This is a genomic window from Eubacterium limosum (assembly GCF_000807675.2).
Lineage (GTDB): Bacteria > Bacillota > Clostridia > Eubacteriales > Eubacteriaceae > Eubacterium > Eubacterium limosum.
In genome coordinates this window covers 2,829,865-2,853,005 of record NZ_CP019962.1, presented here as the reverse complement: position 1 = coordinate 2,853,005, position 23,141 = coordinate 2,829,865, and the positions used below count along the sequence as shown (strand labels likewise).

The following is a 23,141-nucleotide window of genomic DNA, read 5'->3' as shown; positions in this document are numbered from 1 at the left end:
TCTCTTGATTTTTATCATCCGATAAGGATATAGCCGCACAGAAAAGAAATCCGAGGTAGGTAGGTAATGAGAGATTGGAAAAGTGAACTTTTCTGTGCGGCAATACAAGCTCACTTTTATTATAATGGCTATTTTCCCGGGCAGCAAGCCCCCTGTATCGAATAACGGCCAGGCGGTACTGAAAACTTTTTTTCTTAAGCTTTCTGATTATTCTCCGCTGTTCCGAAGCTCCTCTGCCATTTGGTTAAGCTTTTTTAAGCGGTGATAAACACCGGATTTTCCTACCGGCGGGTCCATTTTTTCACCCAGTTCTTTAATCGTAAGTTCTGGATAGTTCAGCCGGACCTCCGCCATCTCAAACAGGTTTTTGGGGAGCTTATGCAGCCCTGTCTTTTCCTTGATCAGCAGAATATTGTCGATCTGCTCATAGGCTGCCGCTGCTGTCTTGTTCATATTGGCAGTCTCGCAGTTGACCTGGCGGTTGACGCCGTTCCGCATTTCTTTGATGATACGGATATTTTCAATTTCCAGCAGCGCCTTGTGCGCGCCGATGACATTTAAAAATCCGGCGACGCTCTCGCTCTCCTTCATGTAGAGAACGCAGCTTCCCTTTCTTGTGATCAGGCTGGCTTTAATATCATACTGCTCCATCAGCTCCCGAAGGCTGTTCAGATAGCTTTTCTGACGGCATACCAGCTCCAGATGATAGGTCTTTTCAGGATTTGAGATGGAACCGCAGGCTAAAAACACGCCCCGGATATAGCTTTTAATATAGCGCTGCTTTGATAAAAACAAGCCGGGCACTTCGTTGGTAAAGAAAATTTTTCCTTTAGCATTGTGCCTGAGGATACGGGTATCCTTCAAAACCTTCTGTACCTCTTCGTTTTCTTCAAGACCAATGGTATAATAGCGGTGCTCCTTGAATTTTCTGGTCTTTTTAATGAATACCTCTGGCGCAATGTTGTACAGCCTTTTCATGAGCTTGAAAATCCGTCCTGCCACCGCGGGGTTTTCTGTTTTAAAGCTTAAGGACATCCGGGATCTTTCACCGACCTCGATCACCGCGGTGGAGGCGATCATACCGGACAGCTCTGCGCGGGCGCAGCCGTCGGATTCGGGCTCCAAAGCGCTGAGGTCTTTTTTAATCATTGATGAAAAACTCACGCAAATCTTCCTTCCCTTATTTACTGTTTACATAGGCTTCAAAAATTCGTCTTGCCAGAAGATCCGCGTCGTGGCGGATTCTTCCGTTTTCAACGATGATAAAATCATCGGTCACATACTGGTACTCCGGCAGCATTTCGCCAATTTCCACTTTTTCGGAGCTGTATTTTTGATACTGCCGCGCCACATAGTCGGGCAGATCCCCACTGTTAAAGACACAGTACTGAAAAAGCCTGCGCTCTTTTATTTTCAGGTGGGCTTCAATAGCGCGGACGTGGTCGCACTGAGTATAGCCGTCGGTTTCACCGGGCTGCGTCATGATATTGCCCACATAAAATTTTCGCCCTCTGTTTTCCTTGATAGCGGACTCGATTCCATCCACAAGCAGGTTTGGGATAACACTTGTATAAAGGCTTCCCGGGCCTATAATGACAATATCCGCCATTTTGATGGCCTCAAGCGTCTCTTCCAGCGGTTCGATTTTGTCTGGTTTCAGAAAGATTTTTTCGATCCGGCAGTGCTTTTCGCAGGCTGCCTTTGGTATCTGCGATTCGCCTACGACGGTTTCACCGTTGTCCAGACTGGCGTTCAGGGTCATGTCGTCCAAAGTGACGGGCAGTACCCGGCCTTTAATCTGAAGGACGTCTGAGGTGCGGCGAACCGCGTCGTAGAAGTCGTTGCTGATACCGTTCATGGCCGCTAAGAACAGATTTCCAAAGTTATGCCCCTCCAGACCGCCTTCGGTAAAGCGGTAATTGAACAGAGACTGCATAACATTCTCATCGTCGGCCAGCGCCAGAATACAGTTCCTTATATCGCCTGGCGGCAAAATGCCCAGATCCTGCCGCAGCATTCCGGAGCTTCCGCCGTCGTCTCCCACTGTTACAATGGCGGTGAGACGGTTAGTATACTTTTTCAGGCCTCTCAGAATAACGGACAGGCCCGTACCGCCGCCCAGTGCAACCACCTTGGGGTTACGGACGGTGACGATATCCTTCAGGGTAAACTCCCTGATATATTCTTTCATTTCCATGGTATTTTTCTCCTAATAATCGGATAAGGCTTATTAATTGGCCTCCCGGTCCTTTGTGATGTCGCGGTGGCTGATCTTGGTCAGATAGCCTTTTTTCCGGAAAGCCTTCTCGATAAGGTAAGCAAAGGTGACGGAGCGGTGCTGGCCGCCAGTGCAGCCAAAAGCAACCTCCAGATGCTCCTTCCCGACCTTTCTGTACTGGGGAATGACGAATTCGATCAGGTCCTCGACCTTTTCATAGAATTCGCGCGCTTCCCCGAAGGACATTACATAATCGCGTACTTCCTGGTCTTCACCGGTTTTGCTGCGGAGTTCTTTTTTATAAAATGGGTTGGGGAGAAAACGGACGTCAAAAACGAAATCTGCACTCATTGGCAGCCCGTATTTAAAGCCAAAGGACGCTATGTTAATCTGTGTAAAGGCTTCGCTTGTCTCTGTTTGCAGTATTTTTTCAAGCGTTGCCTTCAGCTCCTTGTTGCTCATATCCGTCGTATTGATCACGTAGTCCGCTTCCTGCCGGAAGGTGCTCATCTTTTCTCTTTCCAGCTTAATGGATTCGGAAAGGCTTCCGGCAATGCCCGTCAGGGGGTGCTTTCTCCTTGATTCCTGATAGCGGGTGATCAGCGTTTCATCATCAGCCTCCAAAAACAGCATTTCGATGTCTCTGCTGCCGCCCTTAAAATTGATAAGGGAGTTCTGAAAGGCTTCTGAGAAAATATCCCCGCGGATATCGGTTACCAGCGCCAGCTTCTCAATCTCAGCGCCGGTATTCTCACACAGCTCGATAAAGGTTTTAATCAGTTTTGGCGGAAGATTATCGACACAAAAATAGCCCAGATCTTCTAAAATCTGTATTGCCTGTGATTTTCCTGCTCCTGATAAACCTGTGACGATAATAGTTTTCATAGTTTCTCCCTTAGGTATTATTCTTCAATATTGACAATGCGTTCATAGGGAACGCCGGCTTCTTTTATGATGGCCTCTGCTCCCTGTACCTGTCCGAGAGCCTGGACACTGTGAGCATCGCTGTTGACAGCAAACTGTACATTATACTTCAAAGCGATCTTGATCTCCTCACTGTTGAGATGACTGTGCCTCGGGTTAATTTCCAGGATAACCCCCTTCTCAGCCGCTTTTTTGGCAATGGGTTCAAGATCCACTGGCAGCTTATCACCAGGGTGGGTAATCATCTTAAGCTCGTAGCGGTCCATCATTTCCAGATAGGCTCTGGTATTAACCTTCCGTGTTTTTTCCTTCATAAACGGGAAAACCACGGTCAGATAATTTCGGATGGCGAAGTGAAAAACGTCCTTTATGCTGGCTGGTATGTAGCCGTAATGATACCCGGCATAGATCCAGTCGCAGTACTGACGTTCCTCTTTTCCGATATCGATGCTGCCGTCCGCTCCGGTGATATTGGACTCCACTGAAAGGTAAATCTCAATATCATCGTATTTTTCATTGAGCGCGTCAATTTCCCGGCGCATTTTCTCGAAATTTTTTCTGCGCACTCCAAACATGGGGTGGCTTCTGCCGTGGTCTGAAATTACGATTGCCCTGAGGCCGAGTGCACGTGCCTGCTCTACCATTTCCTCAATGGTATTCTTTCCATGGCTGTAGGTAGTGTGGGTGTGCATATCGCAGAGTAGCTTCATTATTCTCCTATCATGATTACTTCGGTGCGCATATCCACACCGTAGTCCTGTTTTACTTTCTTTTGAATGGTCTGAATCAGGGTGATGATATCGTCGGCCGTGGCGTTGTCCTTATTGATGACAAAGCCGCTGTGCTTTTCGGATACCTGGGCGCCGCCGACACAGTAGCCTTTAAATCCGCAGTCCTGAACCAGTTTTCCGGCAAAATATCCCTCGGGACGTCTGAAGGTGCTGCCCGCGCTGGGGTATTCCAGAGGCTGCTTGCTCCTTCTGCGCTCGTTCAGGTCATCCATCTTTGCCTTAATGGTATTGTAATCCCCTTTTCTTAACAACAGATTTACACCCGTGACAAACCAGGGGTTTTCCTGAACAATGCTTTTTCGATAGCCCATACGGCACTCCTCGATGGGAAGCTCAAGGATTTCTCCGCCCTCTGTCACGACTTCGATGGAGCGGATAATATCCTTCATTTCGCCGTCATAGGCGCCTGCGTTCATGACAACAGCCCCTCCCAGTGAGCCTGGGATTCCAGAGGCAAACTCCATGCCTGTCAGGCAGCCTTCAAGAGCCGCCTGAGCGACATCCTTGAGCAATGAGCCAGGCTCTGCGCTGATACCGGTATCCTCTACCGTGATCCTGCAAAGCTGACGGGTTTTTATCATGACGCCTCGGTAGCCATTATCTCTGACCAGAAGATTGGTCCCATTGCCCATTACATAAAAAGGGAGATTATTTTTACGGCAGCAGGCCAATACGTTTATAAATTCCTCACAGCTCTCGGGCACCACCAAAAAATCCGCCGGCCCTCCTACTTTAAAGGAAATATGGTTTTTCATGGGTTCATCGCATAAAATCCTTTCTGCTGCAATGACATCCATTAGTTTATTCTTGATCATTTCTTTATTCATTCTTTTACTCGTTCCTTCCAAAGGGTATCCGTATTATTATACCATACTAAAGCTGACGATAACATTAAAAAAAGCCAATCCTTTTAACAGGATTGGCTTTTATTGTATGGGTTAAAGGAAGGTTCTCCCTATAACACTGCTCTTCACTTCTTCTGTGCAGGGGATTGGATTGACAGCGATGCCGCCCTTATTCTTAATCAAGAGCTCTGGGTTACGGCACATGATCCGGTTCCATTCATCTTCCCCAACAAGGGCAATGCCTGCTGCTCTGGCCTCCGGATAGCGCTCATAGCCCTCCACCTGATGCGCGTCGCTCCCCATGAGCTGCACCATACGGTGCTTGAGTAAAATCTCAAGGGTGCGCCTGGACGGTTCGCCGTAATAGCCGATAAGACTCAGATAATTGCACTGGATCAGAGCACCGTTTTTCATAAAATCCAGAAGCACGTTGGGGTCGTCCTGTACAAAATCGTAGCGCTCGGGGTGGGCTAAAATAGCCTTATAGCCTTTTTCCTTAAGCTTGTGCATAAAGTTCTGAACGCCGATTGCTGTGCCGCCGTGCCGGATTGTCTCCACGAGAAACCACGGGGTGCCGGCCAGGGTGGTAAACTCTTCTTTGTCGATTAAATCGACCAGCTGATACTCATATAAAAGCTCGCTGCCGAGATACAAATTCAGTTCCAGTCCTGCGCGCTCCAGTATTTTTTTCAGGGTTTCACATCGTTTTTTATTTTCTGCCACAGGTGAGGTAAAGTTCTGATAGCACATGTAGTGCGGCGTTAAGACAACGCCTGAAAAGCCGACCTCTTTCGCCTTAAAAAGCATCTCGACACTATCCTCAATGCTCTGGGCTCCATCGTCAACACCATATAGTACGTGGTTATGCATATCAATCATTTTATCATCCCCCTGTGTTTCACTAGCTCTATTATATAAGAAGTTGAAAACATTCGCAATGAAAACTTCAATATCTTTGGGCAGCTGAACCGCTGCCTGCTCGCTCCTATTGAGCCCCGGCACATGCCGCTGCGTACACGGCTCTTGCCCCTGTCCGCTTCAGCACCTCTGCGCACTCCCGCAGGGTAGAGCCTGTCGTATTAACATCATCTACCAGCAGCACGGTCTTTCCGGCCACAGCCTTTTTCTCCAGGACATCGAAAGCGCCGGTCAGGTTTACCAGGCGCTCCTCACGGCTCAGCCCGATCTGATGGGGCGTGTCATAAAGGCGCTTCAGCACTCTCCTTTTATAGGGCAGGTTCAGGGCGTCTGCCAGCCCCTCTGCCAGGTAATCGCTCTGGTTATAGCCGCGTTCCTCCAGACGCTTTTCGTGCAGGGGAACCGCCACCACCAGTTCCAGCTCATCTTCCCAGTCCTTCTCCCTCACAGCTTCAGCCATCTGCTGGCCGATCCAAATGCCCAGCTGGGGTAAATGCCCAAACTTCAGGCTGTGTACCAGCTTCTGTCCCGAGCCGCTGTAATGCAGCCATACTGCCCCGCCTGCCAGCACGGGATCTTTCAGCGGGCCGCAGTCCCCGCAGAAATCCAGTTCCTTTTCAGGCAGTGGTTTTCCACAATATTTGCAGGCCGGCATGGTTACCTTTGGCAGCGACTGTGCGCAGCGCTCACACAGATAGCTTTCGGTCCTGAAAAGTACCTTGCCGCACACCGGGCAGACGCCGTTTGGCAGAAACAATGTCTCTCTGAGCAGTGCCTTCACACCCGCCTGAAAGCCAGACTCAGACATTGAGCTCTCCATACATTTTGATCCGCTGTTTGAGGGCTGTACGCCGTTCATTCGTATCACCAGATTTGACCATCCGGTAAAAATAATTCTGAGGCCCGATAAGCATCAGCATCTTTTTGGCTCTGGTCACTGCTGTGTACAGCAGCTTCCGGTTTAAAAACATGGGCGGGCCGCCTACCATCGGCATAACAACAACCGGAAATTCGCTCCCCTGGCTTTTGTGCACAGTCATGGCATAAGCGTGGGTAAGCTCGTCGAGCTGGTCAAACTCATAAACGACTTTTTTGTCATCGGTCAGCAGGATTTCAAAGGTCTTATTGTACTCATCAATGCGGATAATATTGCCGATATCGCCGTTATAAACACCCTCTCCGGTTTCAAAGCCATGGATATCCTCCCACTTGAGCTTATAATTGTTTTTGATCTGCATGACCTTGTCCCCCTCGCGGAACACTACTGTACCAAAGGTCTTTTCTTTTTTATAGTCCGCCGCTGGATTCAGGACCTCCTGAAGCTCCTTATTCAGCGAAATAACGCCGAGCTTTCCCTTTTTAATGGGTGAGATAACCTGCACGTCCTTCATGGCGTCAAAGCCTTTTTTTTCGGGAATACGCCAGGCAACCAGGTCTAAAATAGTATCCAGCACCTTATCCGGGTCCATTGTCCTGATAAACATAAAGTCAGATTGGTTATTGATTTCCGGCATCATACCCTCGTTGATGGCATGGGCATTTATGGAGATCATGCTTTCCTCCGACTGTCGGTAGATACGGTCCAGACGAACTACCTTGACCACATTGCTCTCGATCAGATCCTGTAAGACGTTTCCCGGCCCAACAGAGGGCAGCTGGTCGGCGTCGCCTACCAGAATGAGACGTGTGCCGGGCTTGATGGCCTCCAACAGGCTGTTGAGCAGCACAATATCAATCATTGAGGCTTCATCCAGTATAATGGCGTCAACCTCAAGCGGGTTTTCCTCGTCCCGGTTGAAGGATGGAAAATCATCGTCACCAGAGTAGTCGTACTCCAAAAGCCGGTGGATGGTCTTGGCCGGCTCGCCGGTGGTCTCTGTAATGCGCTTGGCGGCGCGGCCCGTCGGGGCAGCCAGAACGGTTTTCATGCCCAGACGCTTGAAAATATAGACAATGCCGTTGATAATCGTTGTTTTCCCTGTGCCTGGCCCCCCTGTAATAATGGCAATGCCGTTTTCGATGGCCGCCTCGATGGCCTCTGCCTGCCGGTTATCCAGACGGATGCTCATATCCTCCTCATAGGCTGCGATCATGGCTGGTATATCAACTTCCTGCATTTCAAAGACAGCGCCTGCCAGGCGTACCATAGACAAGGCCGCGTTGTCCTCTGCCTCGAAAAGGGCCGAGGGATAGTAGGCAGGCTCATCGTCGATGAACTCCAGACGCACGTCCCCCCGCAGGGCCAGCTCCTGAAGCTGAAATTCAATGTCCTCCCTTGAAACCCCGAGGATACTGGCGCTGTGCTCAATAAGGTCTTTTTCGGTCATGTAGGTGTTGCCCCTTGAGTAACAGTCCTGAAGGCAGAAGCTGATGCCCGAGAGAATCCGCTTAGGGTTCTGGGACTCAAAACCCAGCTGAGCGGAAATCTGGTCTGCTATTTTAAAGCCAATGCCGCGCACATCCTTGATGATTTGGTAGGGGTTATCCAAAAGAACACGCACCGTATCACTCTGATAGGTTTTATACAGCTTCATGGCATAGGTCGAGGAAATGCCATATTCCTGGATCTGGATCATGACATCCCGGATTTCCTTCTGTTCACTGTAAACCTCTTTTATTTTGTCGAGTGTCTTTTTGCCGATGCCGTGAACCTCGCTCAGCCGGTCTGGATGGTTGTCCAGGATATCCAGCGTGTCGGCTCCAAAATGGTTTACGATCTCAATAGCGGTCTTTTCGCCAATACCCGGCAGGAGTCCTGAACTCAGATAACGGATGATGCCTTCCTCAGAGGTCGGGAGATCCAGCGCATAGCTCTCGATCTGAAACTGCTCGCCATAGCTCTGGTGCTCCTTCCAGAAGCCGGTCAGCTTTAAAAATTCGCCCTCCTTCAGCTCCTCAAAATTGCCAACGACCGTTACCATTTGGCCGTCCACATCAAAATCCGCTACGGTATAACCGTTTTTGTCATTATGGAAAATAATATGATCTACTGTTCCTTTTAAGGTCTCCATAAATATCCCCTTCGTTATTGTTAAAAACATTATACACCAACGTACACCTGTTCGCAATCATTTCACCTTTAATTTGACAACGGTTAACAGTTTAATTTCGCCTAAAAAGCCGCCCTTTCGCCTTGACAGTTCGGCTGAAAAGCCATATACTAAAGCTTACAACAGATCGTACTGACAAACGTACCAGAATTACATTCAATAAGCAATAGCCTCAAATATCCGTGGTTATTGCTTTTCTTGTAATTAAGTGCTGATTTATTTTATTAAAGTAAAGAAGGAGAAACTAAATCTATGGCTTTTTATTTTGAAGAACCGTCCCGTACCTTTAGCGAATACCTGCTCGTACCAGGTTATTCCTCTTCACAGTGTATGCCGGCTAATGTTAACCTGAAAACCCCTGTCGTAAAATTCAAGAAAGGTGAGGAATCTTCAATATACATGAATATTCCCATGACTTCTGCCATCATGCAGTCCGTATCCGGCGAAAAAATGGCCATTGCGCTGGCGACCGAAGGGGGGATTTCCTTTATCTACGGCTCACAGAGTGTGGAAAACGAGGCGGCCATGATCGCCCGCGTCAAGGCTTACAAAGCCGGTTTTGTTCCAAGTGACTCCAACGTGACTCCTGACGCCACCATGCAGGACATCCTAGACTTAAAGGAAAAAACAGGCCATTCTACCGTTGCCGTGACCTCTGACGGTACCGCAAACGGCAAATTTGTCGGGATTGTCACCAGCCGTGACTACCGTGTCAGCCGTATGGACCCTTCTACCAAGGTCAAGGAATTTATGACTCCGCTCGAAAAAATCATCTACGCTCCTGAAGGCACCAGCCTGAAGGAAGCCAATAACATCATCTGGGACCACAAGCTGAACACCCTGCCGATCGTGGCAGCGGACGGGCGTCTCCTTTATTTCGTATTCCGCAAGGATTACTCCTCACACAAGGAAAACCCGCTGGAGCTTTTGGACGCTCAGAAACGCTATATTGTCGGCGCTGGTATCAACACCCGCGACTACGCTGAACGTGTGCCAGCACTGGTGGAAGCCGGGGCGGATGTTTTATGCATTGACTCCTCTGAGGGGTTCTCAGAATGGCAGAAGCTTACCATTGAATGGATTCGTGAGCATTACGGTGAATCTGTAAAGGTGGGCGCTGGAAACGTGGTTGACCGTGAAGGCTTCCGTTTCCTGGCTGAAGCAGGCGCTGACTTTATTAAAATCGGCATCGGCGGCGGCTCCATCTGTATCACCCGTGAGCAGAAGGGCATCGGACGCGGCCAGGCTACGGCTGTTATCGAGGTCGCCAGAGCACGCGATGAATATTTTGAAGAAACCGGCGTGTATATTCCCATCTGCTCCGACGGCGGGATTGTCTATGACCACCACATTACCCTGGCACTGGCCATGGGCGCTGACTTTGTCATGCTGGGACGTTACTTCTCCCGTTTTGACGAAAGCCCGACCAACAAGGTCAACATTAACGGCAGCTATATGAAGGAATACTGGGGTGAAGGATCCAGCCGCGCCCGCAACTGGCAGCGCTATGATATGGGCGGCGACAAAAAACTTTCCTTTGAGGAAGGCGTTGACTCCTACGTGCCCTATGCCGGCCCGCTGCGCGATAATGTCCGTCTGACCTTAAGCAAAGTACGTTCCACCATGTGCAACTGCGGCGCGCTAAACATTCCTGAATTCCAGGAAAAAGCCAAGCTGACCCTGGTATCCTCTACCAGCATTGTGGAAGGCGGCGCTCACGACGTTATGCTCAAGGATAACGGTATGTCTCCGGTTAAATAAGATCAGCCTCAAAACCTTTATAAAAAAAGCACTTTACATTTTATTCTGTAAAGTGCTTTTTTATTACCTCTCTTACGCGGACATCCCGACAAAAGCGCCTAAAATATAGGGGATCAGCCAAATTGCCCAGACGACAATGCTGAACTTATGAAAGGCTTCCTTTTTTTTCGCATCGCCTTTGTTCAGGACCCATGTGGACCAGACTGCATGAAACAGCATCAGGGCAATGGCAACAACACCAGTGACACTGTGCAGCATCTGAGCCGCCGGTGAGATGGCCTTAACCCCAGAACGGGCGATAAGGCTCATGATGGTTGTACCTGTCGTATCGCACAACAGCCCCAGCCAAAAAATAATAACGTGCTGTTTTTTCAGGGTCTTTGCTCTGCGCTCGCCAAATACCCCAATGGTATAAAATACCAGAGCCAGCGTGATGGCAATAATGGCCAGAATCAACTTCGTATCCATAACTTCCTCCTTTTCTGTAAATTTTACCAGTATATTATCATTCCCATTTTCAACGGATAATAAACACTAAGTTCCATTTTAACACAAATTTCAGAGGATATTATGATTCTCCTTTAAATTACAATAATTTATCTTACATATACAGGATCTCACCAGCGTCTTCCTGTTCTTCTGTTCGCTCGTGCCCTTCCAAAAGCCATCGCCCATTCCAAAAATACAGATACCTTACCTTTCCCTCAATCAGACAGGTATAGCGCACAGCCCTGCCGCCGGTCAGCAGCACATGCCGTGTATCAAAGACCTTGTTAATACGAAATTGCCTCTGGTCAGTGAGCAGAGTGACCGGAATCCTGTTCTGATCAAAGCAAAAACCAACCTGTTTCACATCATAATATACATTCATTCGATCAGCTCCTTTTTTAAAGAACATTTATTTGTATCTATTATATTACCAAAACAATCGTTCGTCAATGTTTTTTAACAGTAAAAAAACGGCCTCCCTAAGCGGGAAGCCGTCATTATTAGTCTTTCAGGACGTCAATCGACCGTCCCCTCAATGTTTTTAACATCTCATCAAATTCCATCAGAGGCATCGGTCTGGAAAATACATAGCCCTGTACCACATCACAGCCGATACTCTTTAAAAACTCGACCTGTTCCGTATCTTCGACTCCTTCAGCAATGGTCTTGATATTTAATTCCTTTGCCATGGCCACTGTATTCGCGATGACCACCCTTTCTCTTCGAAGGTCTGTCCCCTCTTTGAAGAAAAGAATATCAAGTTTTAAAATATCAATGGAAAGGTTTTTCAGCACATTCAGCGAGGAATACCCTGAGCCAAAATCATCCAGAGAACAACGGAAACCATTTTTCTTTAAGATCTCGACCACATTTTTAAATGTACTGGAGTCATCCAGCATCACGCTCTCTGTAAATTCCAGCTCAAGCAGAAAGTCTGGAATCCGGTATTTCTGTTTGATTCCAGAATAATACTCTACAAAGTCCTTCTGGAATAAGCCAAGCCGTGAGACGTTGACAGCCACATTAAGAGCTGGCCGTCCAGCGTCCAGATAATTTCTGAGCCAGTGGCAGGCCTTCTCAAACATATATCGATCAAGATCAACGACCAAACCGGTCTTTTCAAATAACGGAATAAACTCGCCTGGGGAGATCATCCCTTTCTGGCGGCTGTTCCAGCGGACCAGAGCTTCGGCTCCGGCAATGATATTATTCTTTTGTATGTTAACCTTAGGCTGCATATAGATGACAAACTCTTCTTTTTCGAGCGCTTCTTTGCCAAGAGCTTCCATCTCGGTTTCCTTGATGGTCTGGTTTCGAATTTCTTCTGTATAAAAGGTCATCTGACTGCCGACTTGATCCTTGATGGATTTTTGCGCCATATTCGCGCGGTCAATCATATCATTGAGTGTAAGCTGTTCAGACTGGTCATCGGTACAGTATATACCCATGCAAAGCTCGATGGGCAGATGTCTGGTTTTGTCCATCACTGATTCCGAGATTTCCCAGACCAGCTCGTTAAACCAATCCGTAAGCTCAACACGTTCATGATAAGAACGGATACCGGCAAAGTTATCCGCCGAAACCCGACAGAAAAGATCGTCCTTTCTGCTGTGATCCAGCAAAATATCCGATAAGCATTTCAGTATTTTATCGCCATTTTCATAGCCATATAAGTCATTTAAAAATTTAAATTTCTTTATATCGCAGTACCAGATACCATAGGGGGCGTTCTTGTTCTCCTTCAGTACCTCTTCCCCATCAATACGGAAACGCGTGTTGTTACGCTGTCCAGTCAGGGGATCAACATAGGCGGCTCTCAAAAGCTCATTCCGGCTTTTAGACATAATTTTGCTCTGATGGTACAAGAGATAAAGAAAAATCAGACAGGCAGCCAGCACAATCAAAATCATGCCAATGGCGGTTTTATTATAATAATCTCTAACGATGGACTGAGGTGCGACGGTTAAAATAAACCACCCGTTGATACCAACAGGCTCTAACACAGCCATCTCCTTACCATCTTCGCTGTCATAGACAAAGCTAAGGCTTTTGCCCTCTTTTAAAGCCTGATTTAGTTTTTCCTGTTCCCCGACAGACAATATTCCAAGCTCATTCAGCTTGGTCACATTGCTATAGCGTTCACCAGTCTGCGCTGAACGCATGATGATATCACCGCTGCTGTCGATAATATTGGTAAATCCCCGGTCATTAAAGACCGGCGTGTCAATTATCTTTCGGAGCACTGATGCCTCATTGACCGCACAGAGCACCCCGACTACCTCGTTGTTATGTCGTATAGGTACCGCATAATAATTGATATACTGCCCTGGATTTATTGGATCTTCTACCGTGCGTGAGATCACATCTTTACCTGTCAGGGCGTCGTTGAAAAAATATTCCCTTGAAATATCTATATTTTTATGGGTATCCCCATTAATATCATAAAAATCAATAATACCGTTTTTATCCGCAAATCCCATCCGGATAAAGACATTGTTGTCATTGATCCTCTTGAGCAGCTGGCCGATCTGGTCTGCGTTTAAAACATCCAGATCGCCGACACACTCCGCAATGCCGTCCAGCGTTTGAAAATCACCGCTGATCTGCTTCTCCACAGAGGTCTGGCTTTGCTGGGCCGATTCGTTAAGGTAGTTGGCGCTTTCCTGCTGATTCAATCTCATAATGTGAAAAATGAACAAAAGACTGAAAGCAAGGAATCCAATACAGATAATGACCGCAATCACATAGGTTTTTACAAAGCTGTGCTGGTTATCTTTATCAATCATCCGTTTCCCTTTCATCATCTTAAATTATTTTAACTCACATTTATAAGAAACCAAGCTAAAATAGACTTGTTTTTATTTTACATGATAATTCGCATAAACACAAGTAATTTGGCTGATTTAAAGGGTTTCTTTTGTCCCTGCTAAAATTCTGCAGCCTGTCATTTTCTCCAAGTTTTTGGACATGTTACAAATTCAGGCAACTTAGTATACGCATTTCCTTTTGCGGTATTAACCTGGGCCTGCGTCAGGAAAATACTTTCACGCAGGTCGGCATTCTTTAAATTTGCATCTCTGAGGTCTGCCCCCAGAAAATTAGCACCTCCTAGAGAACATCCCTCCAAATTGGCCGCAATGAGCAGGCTCATGCTAAAGTCCTGTCCGTCCAGCACTGCTTTTTTGAAATCTTTACCGATAAAATCTACTGATTTTTGGGGTTCAACAGTTGATTTTACCGTATTCTGAACCCTGTGCCAGACCTCTTTTAAAAGCCGGTTTGTCTTCTCGCGGCATGCTTCCAGATCAAGCTTCAGCAGCGCCTCTGGTGTCTGCCGGGTCAGCCTGTCTAAATCCTGAATGGCACTTTCAATTACTCCATAGATGTCCGCTGCGGGAATCAGCAGCGCCGCTTCGTTCAAATACCAGAGCATCTGGTGGAGCTGATATACCGCAAGAAATACCCGGTACATTTCATCAGGCTTAACATCTTTATCCTTCCAGCTTTTCCCATGATAAACTGTCTGCGTCACCTTTTGTCCTGCTCCAAAACAATCATAGGCCATACAGCCCTTTAGTTTCCTTTTTTCAAGCTCAGTATGTACCCTGCATCTGAAGTTCTTCTGTAAATTGACACAGGGCTTGCCTGCCCGCTTATTTTCCGGGAACCCTTCATTCTTTGAAAAATACAGGGCGACACAGCACAGCCCACAGCAGTTTTCACAGTCAATGGTGAGCTCTCTGTATTGATCTGTTTTTATTTCATTATGCAGCTTTTTTATAGCAATCCCTTCTTTCCATCAAAAAAGCCCTGAAAAGTATTGTCTTTTCAGGGCTTTTGCTCTGTTTATGTTCGTACTTTCATAACCTATTATAACCCAGCTGGCTGGTTTAGTATATCCACAAAATCAGTCATGGCCGAGGAAATTTTGAGCTGCTGCGGACAGACCTCCTCACAGCTTTTACAGCCAATGCAGGCACTCGGCTGTTTTTCTTCCGGCATGGCGCCCACGGCCATCTGTGTGATAACACTGTTGGTAAAGCGGGCGTCATTATAAAGTGATAGAATGGTTGGAATATCCAGTTCTTTGGGGCAATAGGTGGTGCAGTAGCGGCATGCTGTACACGGGAGACTGTCCACCATGCTGTCTGCCACCTCCATGAGACAGTCCAGCTCCTGCTCATTTACCGGTTTTTCCTCCTCATAGACTGCCATATTGACCCTTAGCTGTTCTTCATTCGACATGCCCGAAAGTACCATTGTCACCTCAGGGATCGACTGTAAAAATCGAAACGCCCACTCCGGTGCGCCTGCTTCCGGACGAAATGCTCTGAGTTTTGCCATATTCTCATCCGAAAGGCTTGCCAGCTTACCGCCGCGAAGCGGCTCCATCACCCAGATCGGCATATGATATTCATTGAGCAGCTCTACCTTGGCCTTGGCGTCCTGAAGGGTCCAGTCCAGATAATTCAGCTGTATCTGGCAAAACTCCAGATGGTCGCTGTAGGCCTCCAGAAAGCGTTTGATGGTATCATACCTGCCGTGGGCAGAAAATCCCAGATGTTTTATCCGGCCCGCAGCCTTCTGCTTCAGGAGGTATTCCATTATCCCGTTCTTTTCATCCATATAGGGATCAATATTTTTTTCATACACATTGTGGAACAGGTAAAAATCAAAGTAATCAACTCCGCATTTTCTCAGCTGTTCCTCAAAAATCGCCTCTACCCGGCTCATATTGGACAGGTCGTAGCCTGGAAATTTGGTGGCCAGATAGTAGCTTTCACGCGGGTAATTGCTCAATATTTTTCCCATCACAATCTCTGACTGGCCGTTATGGTAGCCATACGCCGTATCAAAATAGTTGATCCCATTTTTAATGGCTTCGTCAACCATTTTCGCAGCTGCTGCCTCATCAATGGCCGCATTCGGGTCATTATCTTTTACTGGAAGGCGCATCGCGCCAAACCCCAGGGCTGAAAGTTTTAAATCCTGAAATTCTTTATAAATCATTTTCACTAACTCCTTCTTATGCTTATTCTTTTTCTGCCTCGCTGACACACCGCAGTGCGTTTAGACTGCGTGGATACCCAATATAAGGGATACACTGGGAAATAACTTTAATTAGAAATGCCTTATCATTACCAATACGCATGTTAGCCGCCGCATGGCTTATGAGCTGCGGCTCACAGCCCCCCTGGGCAGCTAAAAAGCAAAAGGTGATCATTTCACGCTCGCGCTGATCAAGCCCTGTCCTGGTATAATAATTCCCAAAGCAATTGCCTGACAGCCACTTATTGATATGCCGGCTCTCCTCAGGGCCAGATTCAGCGAAACCTTTCATCTGCTCACCAAAAATATCGACCTGAAGCTGCTCTCCGGCTTCAACACGGTCATTTGCCGTTATTGTTGCCTGCCCTGGCAATGGCAGCTTTACACCCAGGTCTGTAAATTCCTTATTGGCTGCCCTTAGAAAGGGATATACCCGGCCGATTCCAAGATAGGCCGTTGCCTGATAGATCATTTCCTTCACCTCAACGGGTGTCACTTTGTAATCTATGGCTTCAGGCAGCATGTCCCTGAACAATTCTACGCCCTGGCAGCCGATCAGTGCTGCCAAAATCGCCAATGTACGGGTATGCGTGTCCAAATCATCCTGGTTTGGCACTTCATCGAACGCGAAACGGCTGAAAAAATCTGTAAACTCAGGATCTGTCCCAAACAGGCTCCCGTCGTTTTCTGAAAAAAGTCCACTAAAGTATTCCTTTGATTTTTCTGTCATTTTATTCCCTCTTTTCTACATCCCCTAGCTTAGCACTTGAAGTTCACTTCAAGTCAAGCGTTTTTTTCAAAAAATCAAAAAAACCGTATATGCTTGCCAGACAAAATATTGCTGGCTCATATACGGCTGTTATTTTACAGAAATGTTACTGCTTAAAATTATGATGTTCTTCTCAGGTTTATAAAAGGCCCATTTTTTGAGCAATCTCAATATTTACTTTTAACACATTAACACGGTCCTGACCAAAAATGCCTAAAACCTTACCTTCCGTATTATCGGCAATCATTTGCCGCAGCTCATCCTCCGGAATACCGCTTGCCATTGAAACAGCTGGCACCTGAATCTCAGCAGATGCCGGTGAGATATCCGGGTCGAGCCCAGAACCAGAGGCTGTCATCAGATCAGCTGGAATGTCCTCGCGTTTGACACCTGGATTGGCCGCTAAAAATTCATTGATGCTTTCTTCCACGCGGGCCTGCAGCTCAGGGTTACTGTTTCCATAGTTTGAACCGCCTGATGCGACGCCTGTGTAGTTCGCCTCTCCCGTTTCCGGATCTATCTGCAAGTCTTCTTCTGTGTAAGTGTTATAATTATAGGCAGAGACACGTCCCTTCAGGAAATATGGCTCTGTAAACTGCTGACCAACATGTTCTGATCCCACTTCCTTGCCGTTAACGGTGATAATGCTGCCGTTCGCCTGATGGTTAAAGGCAAGCTGTCCAATACCTGTCAGCGCGAGCGGATAAAGCAAACCACATATTACCAGTAAAACAATGGTTACTAATAAAGCAGGCTTTAGCGTTGTCGTGATGATTTCTTTCATTATAAATCAATCCTTTCTTATATTCCCAGCCCGATCGCCATGACCAGTGGCGCAATGATCAGGTCTATGAGTTTTATCCCTATAAAAGGCACAATCACGCCTCCAAGGCCATATATCAGAATGTTGCGCAGCAGCATGGATTCTGATTTCATGGGCTTATACTTGACGCCGCGCATTGCTAACGGGATTAAAAGTGGAATAATCACCGCATTAAAAATTAACGCTGATAAAATAGCACTGTAGGGAGTAGACAAATGCATAATGTTAAGAATCTGCATCTGAGGAATTGCCAATGTAAACATCGCCGGAATAATAGCAAAGTATTTCGCGATGTCGTTGGCAATACTGAAAGTTGTCAAGGCGCCACGTGTGATTAACAGCTGCTTTCCAATCTCAACAACTTCGAGAATTTTGGTCGGGTTTGAATCAAGATCCACCATATTTGCGGCTTCTTTTGCAGCCGTTGTCCCACTGTTCATTGCCAAGCCGACATCTGCCTGCGCCAGTGCCGGGGCGTCATTTGTTCCGTCACCGGTCATTGCCACCAGCTTTCCTTCAGCCTGTTCTTTCTTGATAGCTTCAATCTTATCTTCTGGCTTACATTCTGCGATAAAGCTGTCAACTCCTGCTTCCTTCGCAATGGTGGCCGCTGTCAGAGGATTGTCCCCAGTACACATAACGGTTTTAATCCCCATCTGGCGGAGGCGGTCAAAACGTTCTACCAATCCAGGCTTTACCGTATCCTTCAGATAGATAACCCCATAGATGCGCTCATTAACACACACTACCAGAGGTGTTCCGCCAAGAGCCGCAACATTATTTACGGTTTCTTCAAGATCTCTTGGAATGACACCACCCATTTTTTTGACGCGGTCTATAATAGCATCCGAAGCGCCCTTACGGATTGTTGTACCATCGGGCAGATCTATGCCGCTCATTCGTGTTTGAGCAGAGAACTCAATAAATTCTGCATTTTTTGCTTCCTCTGTTATACCCTTTGTATTGAGCTGTTTGCCTAATTCAACTGTCGATTTCCCTTCTGGCGTCTCATCATTGATAGAGCACATCACAGCATAATCCGTTAAATCGTTTTTACTTTCTACACCAACAGGGATAAAATCCGCCGCTAAGCGGTTGCCATAGGTAATCGTCCCTGTTTTATCCAGGATCATTGTATTGACATCTCCGCAGGCTTCAACGGCCTTACCGGACATTGCGATAACATTAAACCGGGTAACACGATCCATTCCGGCAATACCAATTGCAGAGAGCAGCGCTCCGATGGTCGTTGGTATAAGGCAAACTGCCAGAGCAATCATCGTCGAAATCGGAATCTGAACACCGGAATAGCCCGCAAGCGGATACAATGTGACAATTACCAATAAGAAAATGATGGTTAAGCCAACTAACAGAGTTGTCAAAGCAACCTCATTTGGTGTTTTCTGACGTGAAGCGCCTTCAACCAGCTTGATCATCTTGTCTAAAAAGGATTCACCCGGGTCCGCTGTAATTCTAATTTTCAGCCAATCGCTGACAACTGTTGTCCCACCAGTGACAGAAGCAAAGTCGCCTCCCGCTTCACGCACTACCGGCGCTGATTCACCAGTAATCGCCGATTCATCCACTGATGCTATCCCTTCGATAACCTCACCGTCGTTCGGAATCATCTCTCCTGCCTTGACAAAGACAATATCGCCCTTCTTGAGTTCATTTGAGCTCAATGTTTCTTCACTTCCATCTGTTCTGATAACTCTGGCCTGTGTGTCTTTTTTGGTTTTCTTTAATGATTCTGCCTGTGCGCGGCCTCGTCCTTCTGCTACCGATTCAGCAAAGTTTGCAAAAAGAACCGTAATCAACAAAATAACTGCTACGATGCCATTATAAAGCCTCAGATGACTGACATCCCCAATATCTCCAAATAAAGTTGGAAAAATGGTCAGTATCAGTGAGATAAAAAATCCAATTTCAACAACAAACATAACTGGATTTTTAATCATGTAGGCCGGATTTAGTTTTTTAACAGATCCAATCAAGGCATCTTTGAGTATATCTCTTGTTATAAATTTCGTTTGTTTTTCTTGTTTACTCATTTATAATCCTTCCTTTATTAGAACCACAATGTAAGATGCTCTGCAATTGGTCCAAGTGCCAGAGCCGGGAAGAATGTCAGCGCGCCGACTACATAGACGATTAAAACCAGCAAAATCATAAACATAACATTGTTTGTTTTCATCGTGCCTGCACTTACGCTGACAGACGCTTTATTCATCAGGGAGCTTGCAAAAGCCAGCTGAAGGATAATCGCTAAATAACGGCCAAAGAACATTGCCAGGCCGGCTGTAACATTCCAGAACACTGAGTTATCAGCAAGCCCTTCAAAGCCAGAACCATTGTTGGCGGCCGAAGAAGCATATTCATAAAGCACCTGGGATAACCCATGGAAGCCTGGATTCGTAATGCCGTCAAGACCAGCCTGTACGGATACCGCCAAGGCTGAAAAGCCTAAAATCAGCAGTGGATGGATAATGATCACCAGCGCCGCCAGTTTTACTTCCCTGCTTTCAATTTTCTTTGTCAGGAATTCAGGTGTACGGCCAACCATTAACCCGCAGATAAAGACCGTCAGCACTGCATAGGTCAAAATATTCATCAATCCGACGCCCTCGCCGCCAAATACGCAGTTCAGCATCATATGAAGCAGTGGAACCATGCCGCCAAGAGGTGTCAGGGAATCATGCATATTATTAACAGTACCTGTTGTAAACGAGGTGGTAACCGTTGTAAACAGTGCTGACTGGTCAATCCCAAAACGGACTTCTTTCCCTTCAAAATTACCCATGCTCTGGTTTAAGCCTACTTCTGCCAGTGCCGGATTGCCGGCGTGTTCAGCTGTCATACATACGCCAAGGCCAATTACGAAAATAATGGCCATTGCTCCAAATACCATCCATCCCTGCTTTTTGTCCTTGATCATAAGACCAAAGGCAACGACCAGAGCGCCTGGAATGATCATCATTGATAATAATTCACAGATATTTGTTAAAATCGTTGGATTTTCAATCGGTGTTGATGAATTCGCGCCAAGGAATCCACCGCCGTTTGTGCCTAAATGCTTGATAATTTCAAGCGCCGCAACAGGTCCGCGCGCAATATCCTGCAAACCACCTTCCAAGGAAGCAACCGTTGCGGTTCCCAATAATGTTTGCGGAACCCCCTGAGAAATAAGGAAAGTCCCCAAAATAATGGATAACGGCAATAAAACGCGGGTAGTGATACGGATAAGATCCGCATAAAAGTTTCCCATGGCTTTTCTGCCGTCTTTACCGCCAGCCAGACCCCTGATAAACGCCACGCAAACGCCGTAACCCGAGGCCGCTGAAACAAACATCATGTAAATAATGACAAGCATCTGGCTCAAATAGGAAAGTCCGGATTCACCCGAGTAATGCTGGAGGTTTGTATTGGTCATAAAACTAATGATTGTGTTAAATGACAAACTGGCTTCCATTCCCTCAATCCCATTTGGGTTGAAAACAGGTAAAAACTGAATTCTTAAAATGATGTAACCAATAAAAATCATAAAAGCATTTGTGACGACCAGAGCAACAGCATACTGTTTCCAGTTCATCTGTCGATCCATATCGACGCCGCATACTTTATAAATGGCATTGTCAACTCTGTCAAAGACCGGATCAGCAAAGGTCTTTTTATTGGTTGCGATGTGATAAATATATGTTCCCAACGGAAAAATAATAATCACAAACAATGCTAAAGTTAAAGCAACTTGTAACATTTAATACTCCTTCATCTCTTTTTTTATTTTAGTGCTACTGCCATCTCAGCAATATGTTTTATTTTTAAAATTTTTCTGGATTTATGAGTGCGTAGGTGAGATAACCAAACATTGCCACAATAATAATTCCAAGTACCAGCATTCTCTATTCCTCCTTTTTGACAGGACTTTTTTTGTCTACCTGCTTACTGCAAAAAACAGTGAAGCCCAGCATTGAAACGATACAGACAATCAATGTCCCTACCATAATTACATCCATCATTTTTTTATTCCTCCTGTTTGCCTATTTGATATTGCCAGTTTATTCTATCTATTTTCATATAAATAAAGTGTACATAATTTAAAAAAGATATTAAGAAAGAATAAATGCGCATTTTCATGATACATGTCCACATAAAATAAATATGTCTTTTATCTGATTCTCCACAAAACGGATAACGGACATATATACAAAGCGTCTTCGTGCCGGTTACTTCTTTTGAGCTTAGCCCTGTATATGATTATATACAGGGCTAAGTAAATATTTTGTTAATATTTTTTGATTTTTGTTAAAATATCATAAATCTTATACAATAAAATAAACCCTCGAAAGGGTTTTGTATAAACCTTTCGAGGGTTTTGTTGTTTTATTATCTATTCCCATTCAATAAACCAACATACTCTTTACTATATATCGTGTGCATTATCTCTATTAAAAACAATATCTAGCGTTTCCTCATCTACTAAATTTCTAGTATTTCTCTTTTTGGTATCAATCTAGTATCATATATTTTCTTTTTTATGTCTATATTATACTATACTCAATTCCAATTTACTATATATTTGATGTTGAAAACAATAATATCCCTTTAAGAGTTTGTTTTACAAACGCTAGCTTCTTAATTACTTTATATTTGTAAAAATCGCACTTAAATTATCAAATATATAGTTAATGGTCTTTTACCTTTACTTGCTAACGTTTTGAGAACTGTAAAGGCCCTGAAATGCTTGTTTTTCTGTAGGGTTTGTTGCTTGTGTGTTTTATGTTCTGGACGTTGTCGTTCTGCTTACAACGATTTATAACTATCGTATTTTTGATATCTACAAACTCTTCAAGTATTCTTTTGGTAAATCAATATATTTTACTTTTTTCTTTTTTATTATATATCAGCTATACTGGTAACTTTTTTCAATCTCATCAAACAGAGGGAGAAGTATCATACAATCATATCTTTTTAAAATATTTATACCAACACTCACAGAAAAACTCGTATTTTCTGTGACTCTATTTCTTCTATATTGTTCCCAAAAACCCAGAATTGCCGAATGATCTATATTCGCATAATATTCAGTATACTTACTTTTTCTAGTATCCATGTAAAAATTCATCGTTTCCTTAATCATCGGTTCTACAAATTCCCATGTGACTCTTTTTATGACCAATGTACGGTAGAGAGCAACAATTCCTAGGGTTTCTCTATCAAAGTAATTATGAACTTTCTTTTCTGTATCCACTAATTTTTCATATTCATTTATAAACAAACGAAGGATATCTTGACCTCTTTTATCACCAAAATTTCTGATAAAAAATTTAGAATACCAATTATCAACATAATGATTACCAAATTTTTGTTCCTGTTTCATCTTCTCACCTTCCGACAAACTCACAATTCAAATTTTATGCCATGACGCATTAAAAGAAAATATAGGTTTAAAAAATTCAGGGCCAAAAAATTGACCCTGATTTAAGAGGAATAACTATTATTTCAAA

The 23,141-nt window shown here is 45.4% G+C and carries 20 protein-coding genes; 1 reads left to right on the top strand and 19 read right to left on the bottom strand.

Annotated elements, in window-relative coordinates:
• Positions 1-207: 207 nt before the first annotated feature.
• From whiA to recD2, 8 genes are all read right to left on the bottom strand, one after another.
• Entirely contained in the window at positions 208-1,164 is a 957-nt protein-coding gene (whiA, locus tag B2M23_RS13380; RefSeq protein ID WP_038350747.1) for a DNA-binding protein WhiA, read from the bottom strand.
• 16 nt (positions 1,165-1,180) lie between these two features.
• Positions 1,181-2,197 (bottom strand): gluconeogenesis factor YvcK family protein, encoded by a 1,017-nt coding sequence (locus B2M23_RS13375; RefSeq protein ID WP_038350748.1) that lies wholly within the window; start codon positions 2,195-2,197, stop codon positions 1,181-1,183.
• A gap of 33 nt (positions 2,198-2,230) precedes the next feature.
• On the bottom strand, positions 2,231-3,103 hold the full coding sequence (rapZ, locus tag B2M23_RS13370) for an RNase adapter RapZ (RefSeq protein WP_038350749.1): 873 nt from the start codon (positions 3,101-3,103) through the stop codon (positions 2,231-2,233).
• Positions 3,104-3,120: 17 nt separating this feature from the next.
• Positions 3,121-3,852 (bottom strand): PHP domain-containing protein, encoded by a 732-nt coding sequence (locus B2M23_RS13365; protein WP_038350750.1) that lies wholly within the window; start codon positions 3,850-3,852, stop codon positions 3,121-3,123.
• Positions 3,852-4,760, bottom strand: coding sequence for a UDP-N-acetylmuramate dehydrogenase (gene murB / locus B2M23_RS13360; protein ID WP_038350751.1), 909 nt, complete (start codon positions 4,758-4,760; stop codon positions 3,852-3,854). The genes B2M23_RS13365 and murB overlap by 1 nt, the downstream gene beginning before the upstream one ends.
• A gap of 111 nt (positions 4,761-4,871) precedes the next feature.
• The gene (locus B2M23_RS13355) at positions 4,872-5,657 is read right to left on the bottom strand and encodes a tyrosine-protein phosphatase (RefSeq protein ID WP_038350752.1); all 786 of its coding nucleotides are present in this window, start codon (positions 5,655-5,657) and stop codon (positions 4,872-4,874) included.
• Between the two features lie 106 nt (positions 5,658-5,763).
• The gene (locus tag B2M23_RS13350; RefSeq protein ID WP_052237030.1) at positions 5,764-6,504 is read right to left on the bottom strand and encodes a ComF family protein; all 741 of its coding nucleotides are present in this window, start codon (positions 6,502-6,504) and stop codon (positions 5,764-5,766) included.
• Positions 6,497-8,707, bottom strand: coding sequence for an SF1B family DNA helicase RecD2 (gene recD2 / locus B2M23_RS13345; protein WP_038350753.1), 2,211 nt, complete (start codon positions 8,705-8,707; stop codon positions 6,497-6,499). The genes B2M23_RS13350 and recD2 overlap by 8 nt, the downstream gene beginning before the upstream one ends.
• 291 nt (positions 8,708-8,998) lie before the next feature.
• Here recD2 and B2M23_RS13340 point away from each other — a divergent pair, with 291 nt between their 5' ends.
• A complete protein-coding gene (locus B2M23_RS13340; RefSeq protein ID WP_013379467.1) occupies positions 8,999-10,507 on the top strand; it encodes an IMP dehydrogenase in 1,509 nt (502 codons plus the stop codon).
• 72 nt (positions 10,508-10,579) lie between these two features.
• On the opposite strand, the gene B2M23_RS13335 is transcribed toward B2M23_RS13340, so the two are convergent.
• The 11 genes from B2M23_RS13335 to B2M23_RS13285 form a co-directional block, all read right to left on the bottom strand.
• Entirely contained in the window at positions 10,580-10,975 is a 396-nt protein-coding gene (locus B2M23_RS13335) for an HsmA family protein (RefSeq protein WP_038350754.1), read from the bottom strand.
• 133 nt (positions 10,976-11,108) lie between these two features.
• Complete coding sequence (locus B2M23_RS13330; RefSeq protein ID WP_013379465.1) at positions 11,109-11,378, bottom strand: hypothetical protein; 270 nt, start codon at positions 11,376-11,378, stop codon at positions 11,109-11,111.
• A 118-nt stretch (positions 11,379-11,496) separates the two neighbouring features.
• Positions 11,497-13,782: a bifunctional diguanylate cyclase/phosphodiesterase gene (locus tag B2M23_RS13325; RefSeq protein ID WP_038350755.1), complete on the bottom strand. Its 2,286-nt coding sequence runs from the start codon at positions 13,780-13,782 to the stop codon at positions 11,497-11,499.
• Between the two features lie 158 nt (positions 13,783-13,940).
• Positions 13,941-14,528 (bottom strand): pentapeptide repeat-containing protein, encoded by a 588-nt coding sequence (locus B2M23_RS13320; RefSeq protein ID WP_242945799.1) that lies wholly within the window; start codon positions 14,526-14,528, stop codon positions 13,941-13,943.
• A 338-nt stretch (positions 14,529-14,866) separates the two neighbouring features.
• Complete coding sequence (locus B2M23_RS13315; protein ID WP_013379445.1) at positions 14,867-16,006, bottom strand: aldo/keto reductase; 1,140 nt, start codon at positions 16,004-16,006, stop codon at positions 14,867-14,869.
• A gap of 22 nt (positions 16,007-16,028) precedes the next feature.
• The gene (locus tag B2M23_RS13310; protein WP_038350757.1) at positions 16,029-16,775 is read right to left on the bottom strand and encodes a carboxymuconolactone decarboxylase family protein; all 747 of its coding nucleotides are present in this window, start codon (positions 16,773-16,775) and stop codon (positions 16,029-16,031) included.
• A gap of 178 nt (positions 16,776-16,953) precedes the next feature.
• On the bottom strand, positions 16,954-17,598 hold the full coding sequence (locus B2M23_RS13305; protein WP_038350758.1) for a K(+)-transporting ATPase subunit C: 645 nt from the start codon (positions 17,596-17,598) through the stop codon (positions 16,954-16,956).
• Positions 17,599-17,615: 17 nt separating this feature from the next.
• Entirely contained in the window at positions 17,616-19,688 is a 2,073-nt protein-coding gene (gene kdpB / locus B2M23_RS13300) for a potassium-transporting ATPase subunit KdpB (protein WP_038350759.1), read from the bottom strand.
• 17 nt (positions 19,689-19,705) lie between these two features.
• The gene (kdpA, locus tag B2M23_RS13295; protein ID WP_013379441.1) at positions 19,706-21,391 is read right to left on the bottom strand and encodes a potassium-transporting ATPase subunit KdpA; all 1,686 of its coding nucleotides are present in this window, start codon (positions 21,389-21,391) and stop codon (positions 19,706-19,708) included.
• 64 nt (positions 21,392-21,455) lie between these two features.
• On the bottom strand, positions 21,456-21,533 hold the full coding sequence (gene kdpF, locus B2M23_RS21815) for a K(+)-transporting ATPase subunit F (RefSeq protein ID WP_013379440.1): 78 nt from the start codon (positions 21,531-21,533) through the stop codon (positions 21,456-21,458).
• Between the two features lie 1,004 nt (positions 21,534-22,537).
• Positions 22,538-23,014, bottom strand: a complete 477-nt coding sequence (locus tag B2M23_RS13285; protein WP_038350760.1) for a hypothetical protein — start codon at positions 23,012-23,014, stop codon at positions 22,538-22,540.
• Positions 23,015-23,141 lie beyond the last annotated feature (127 nt).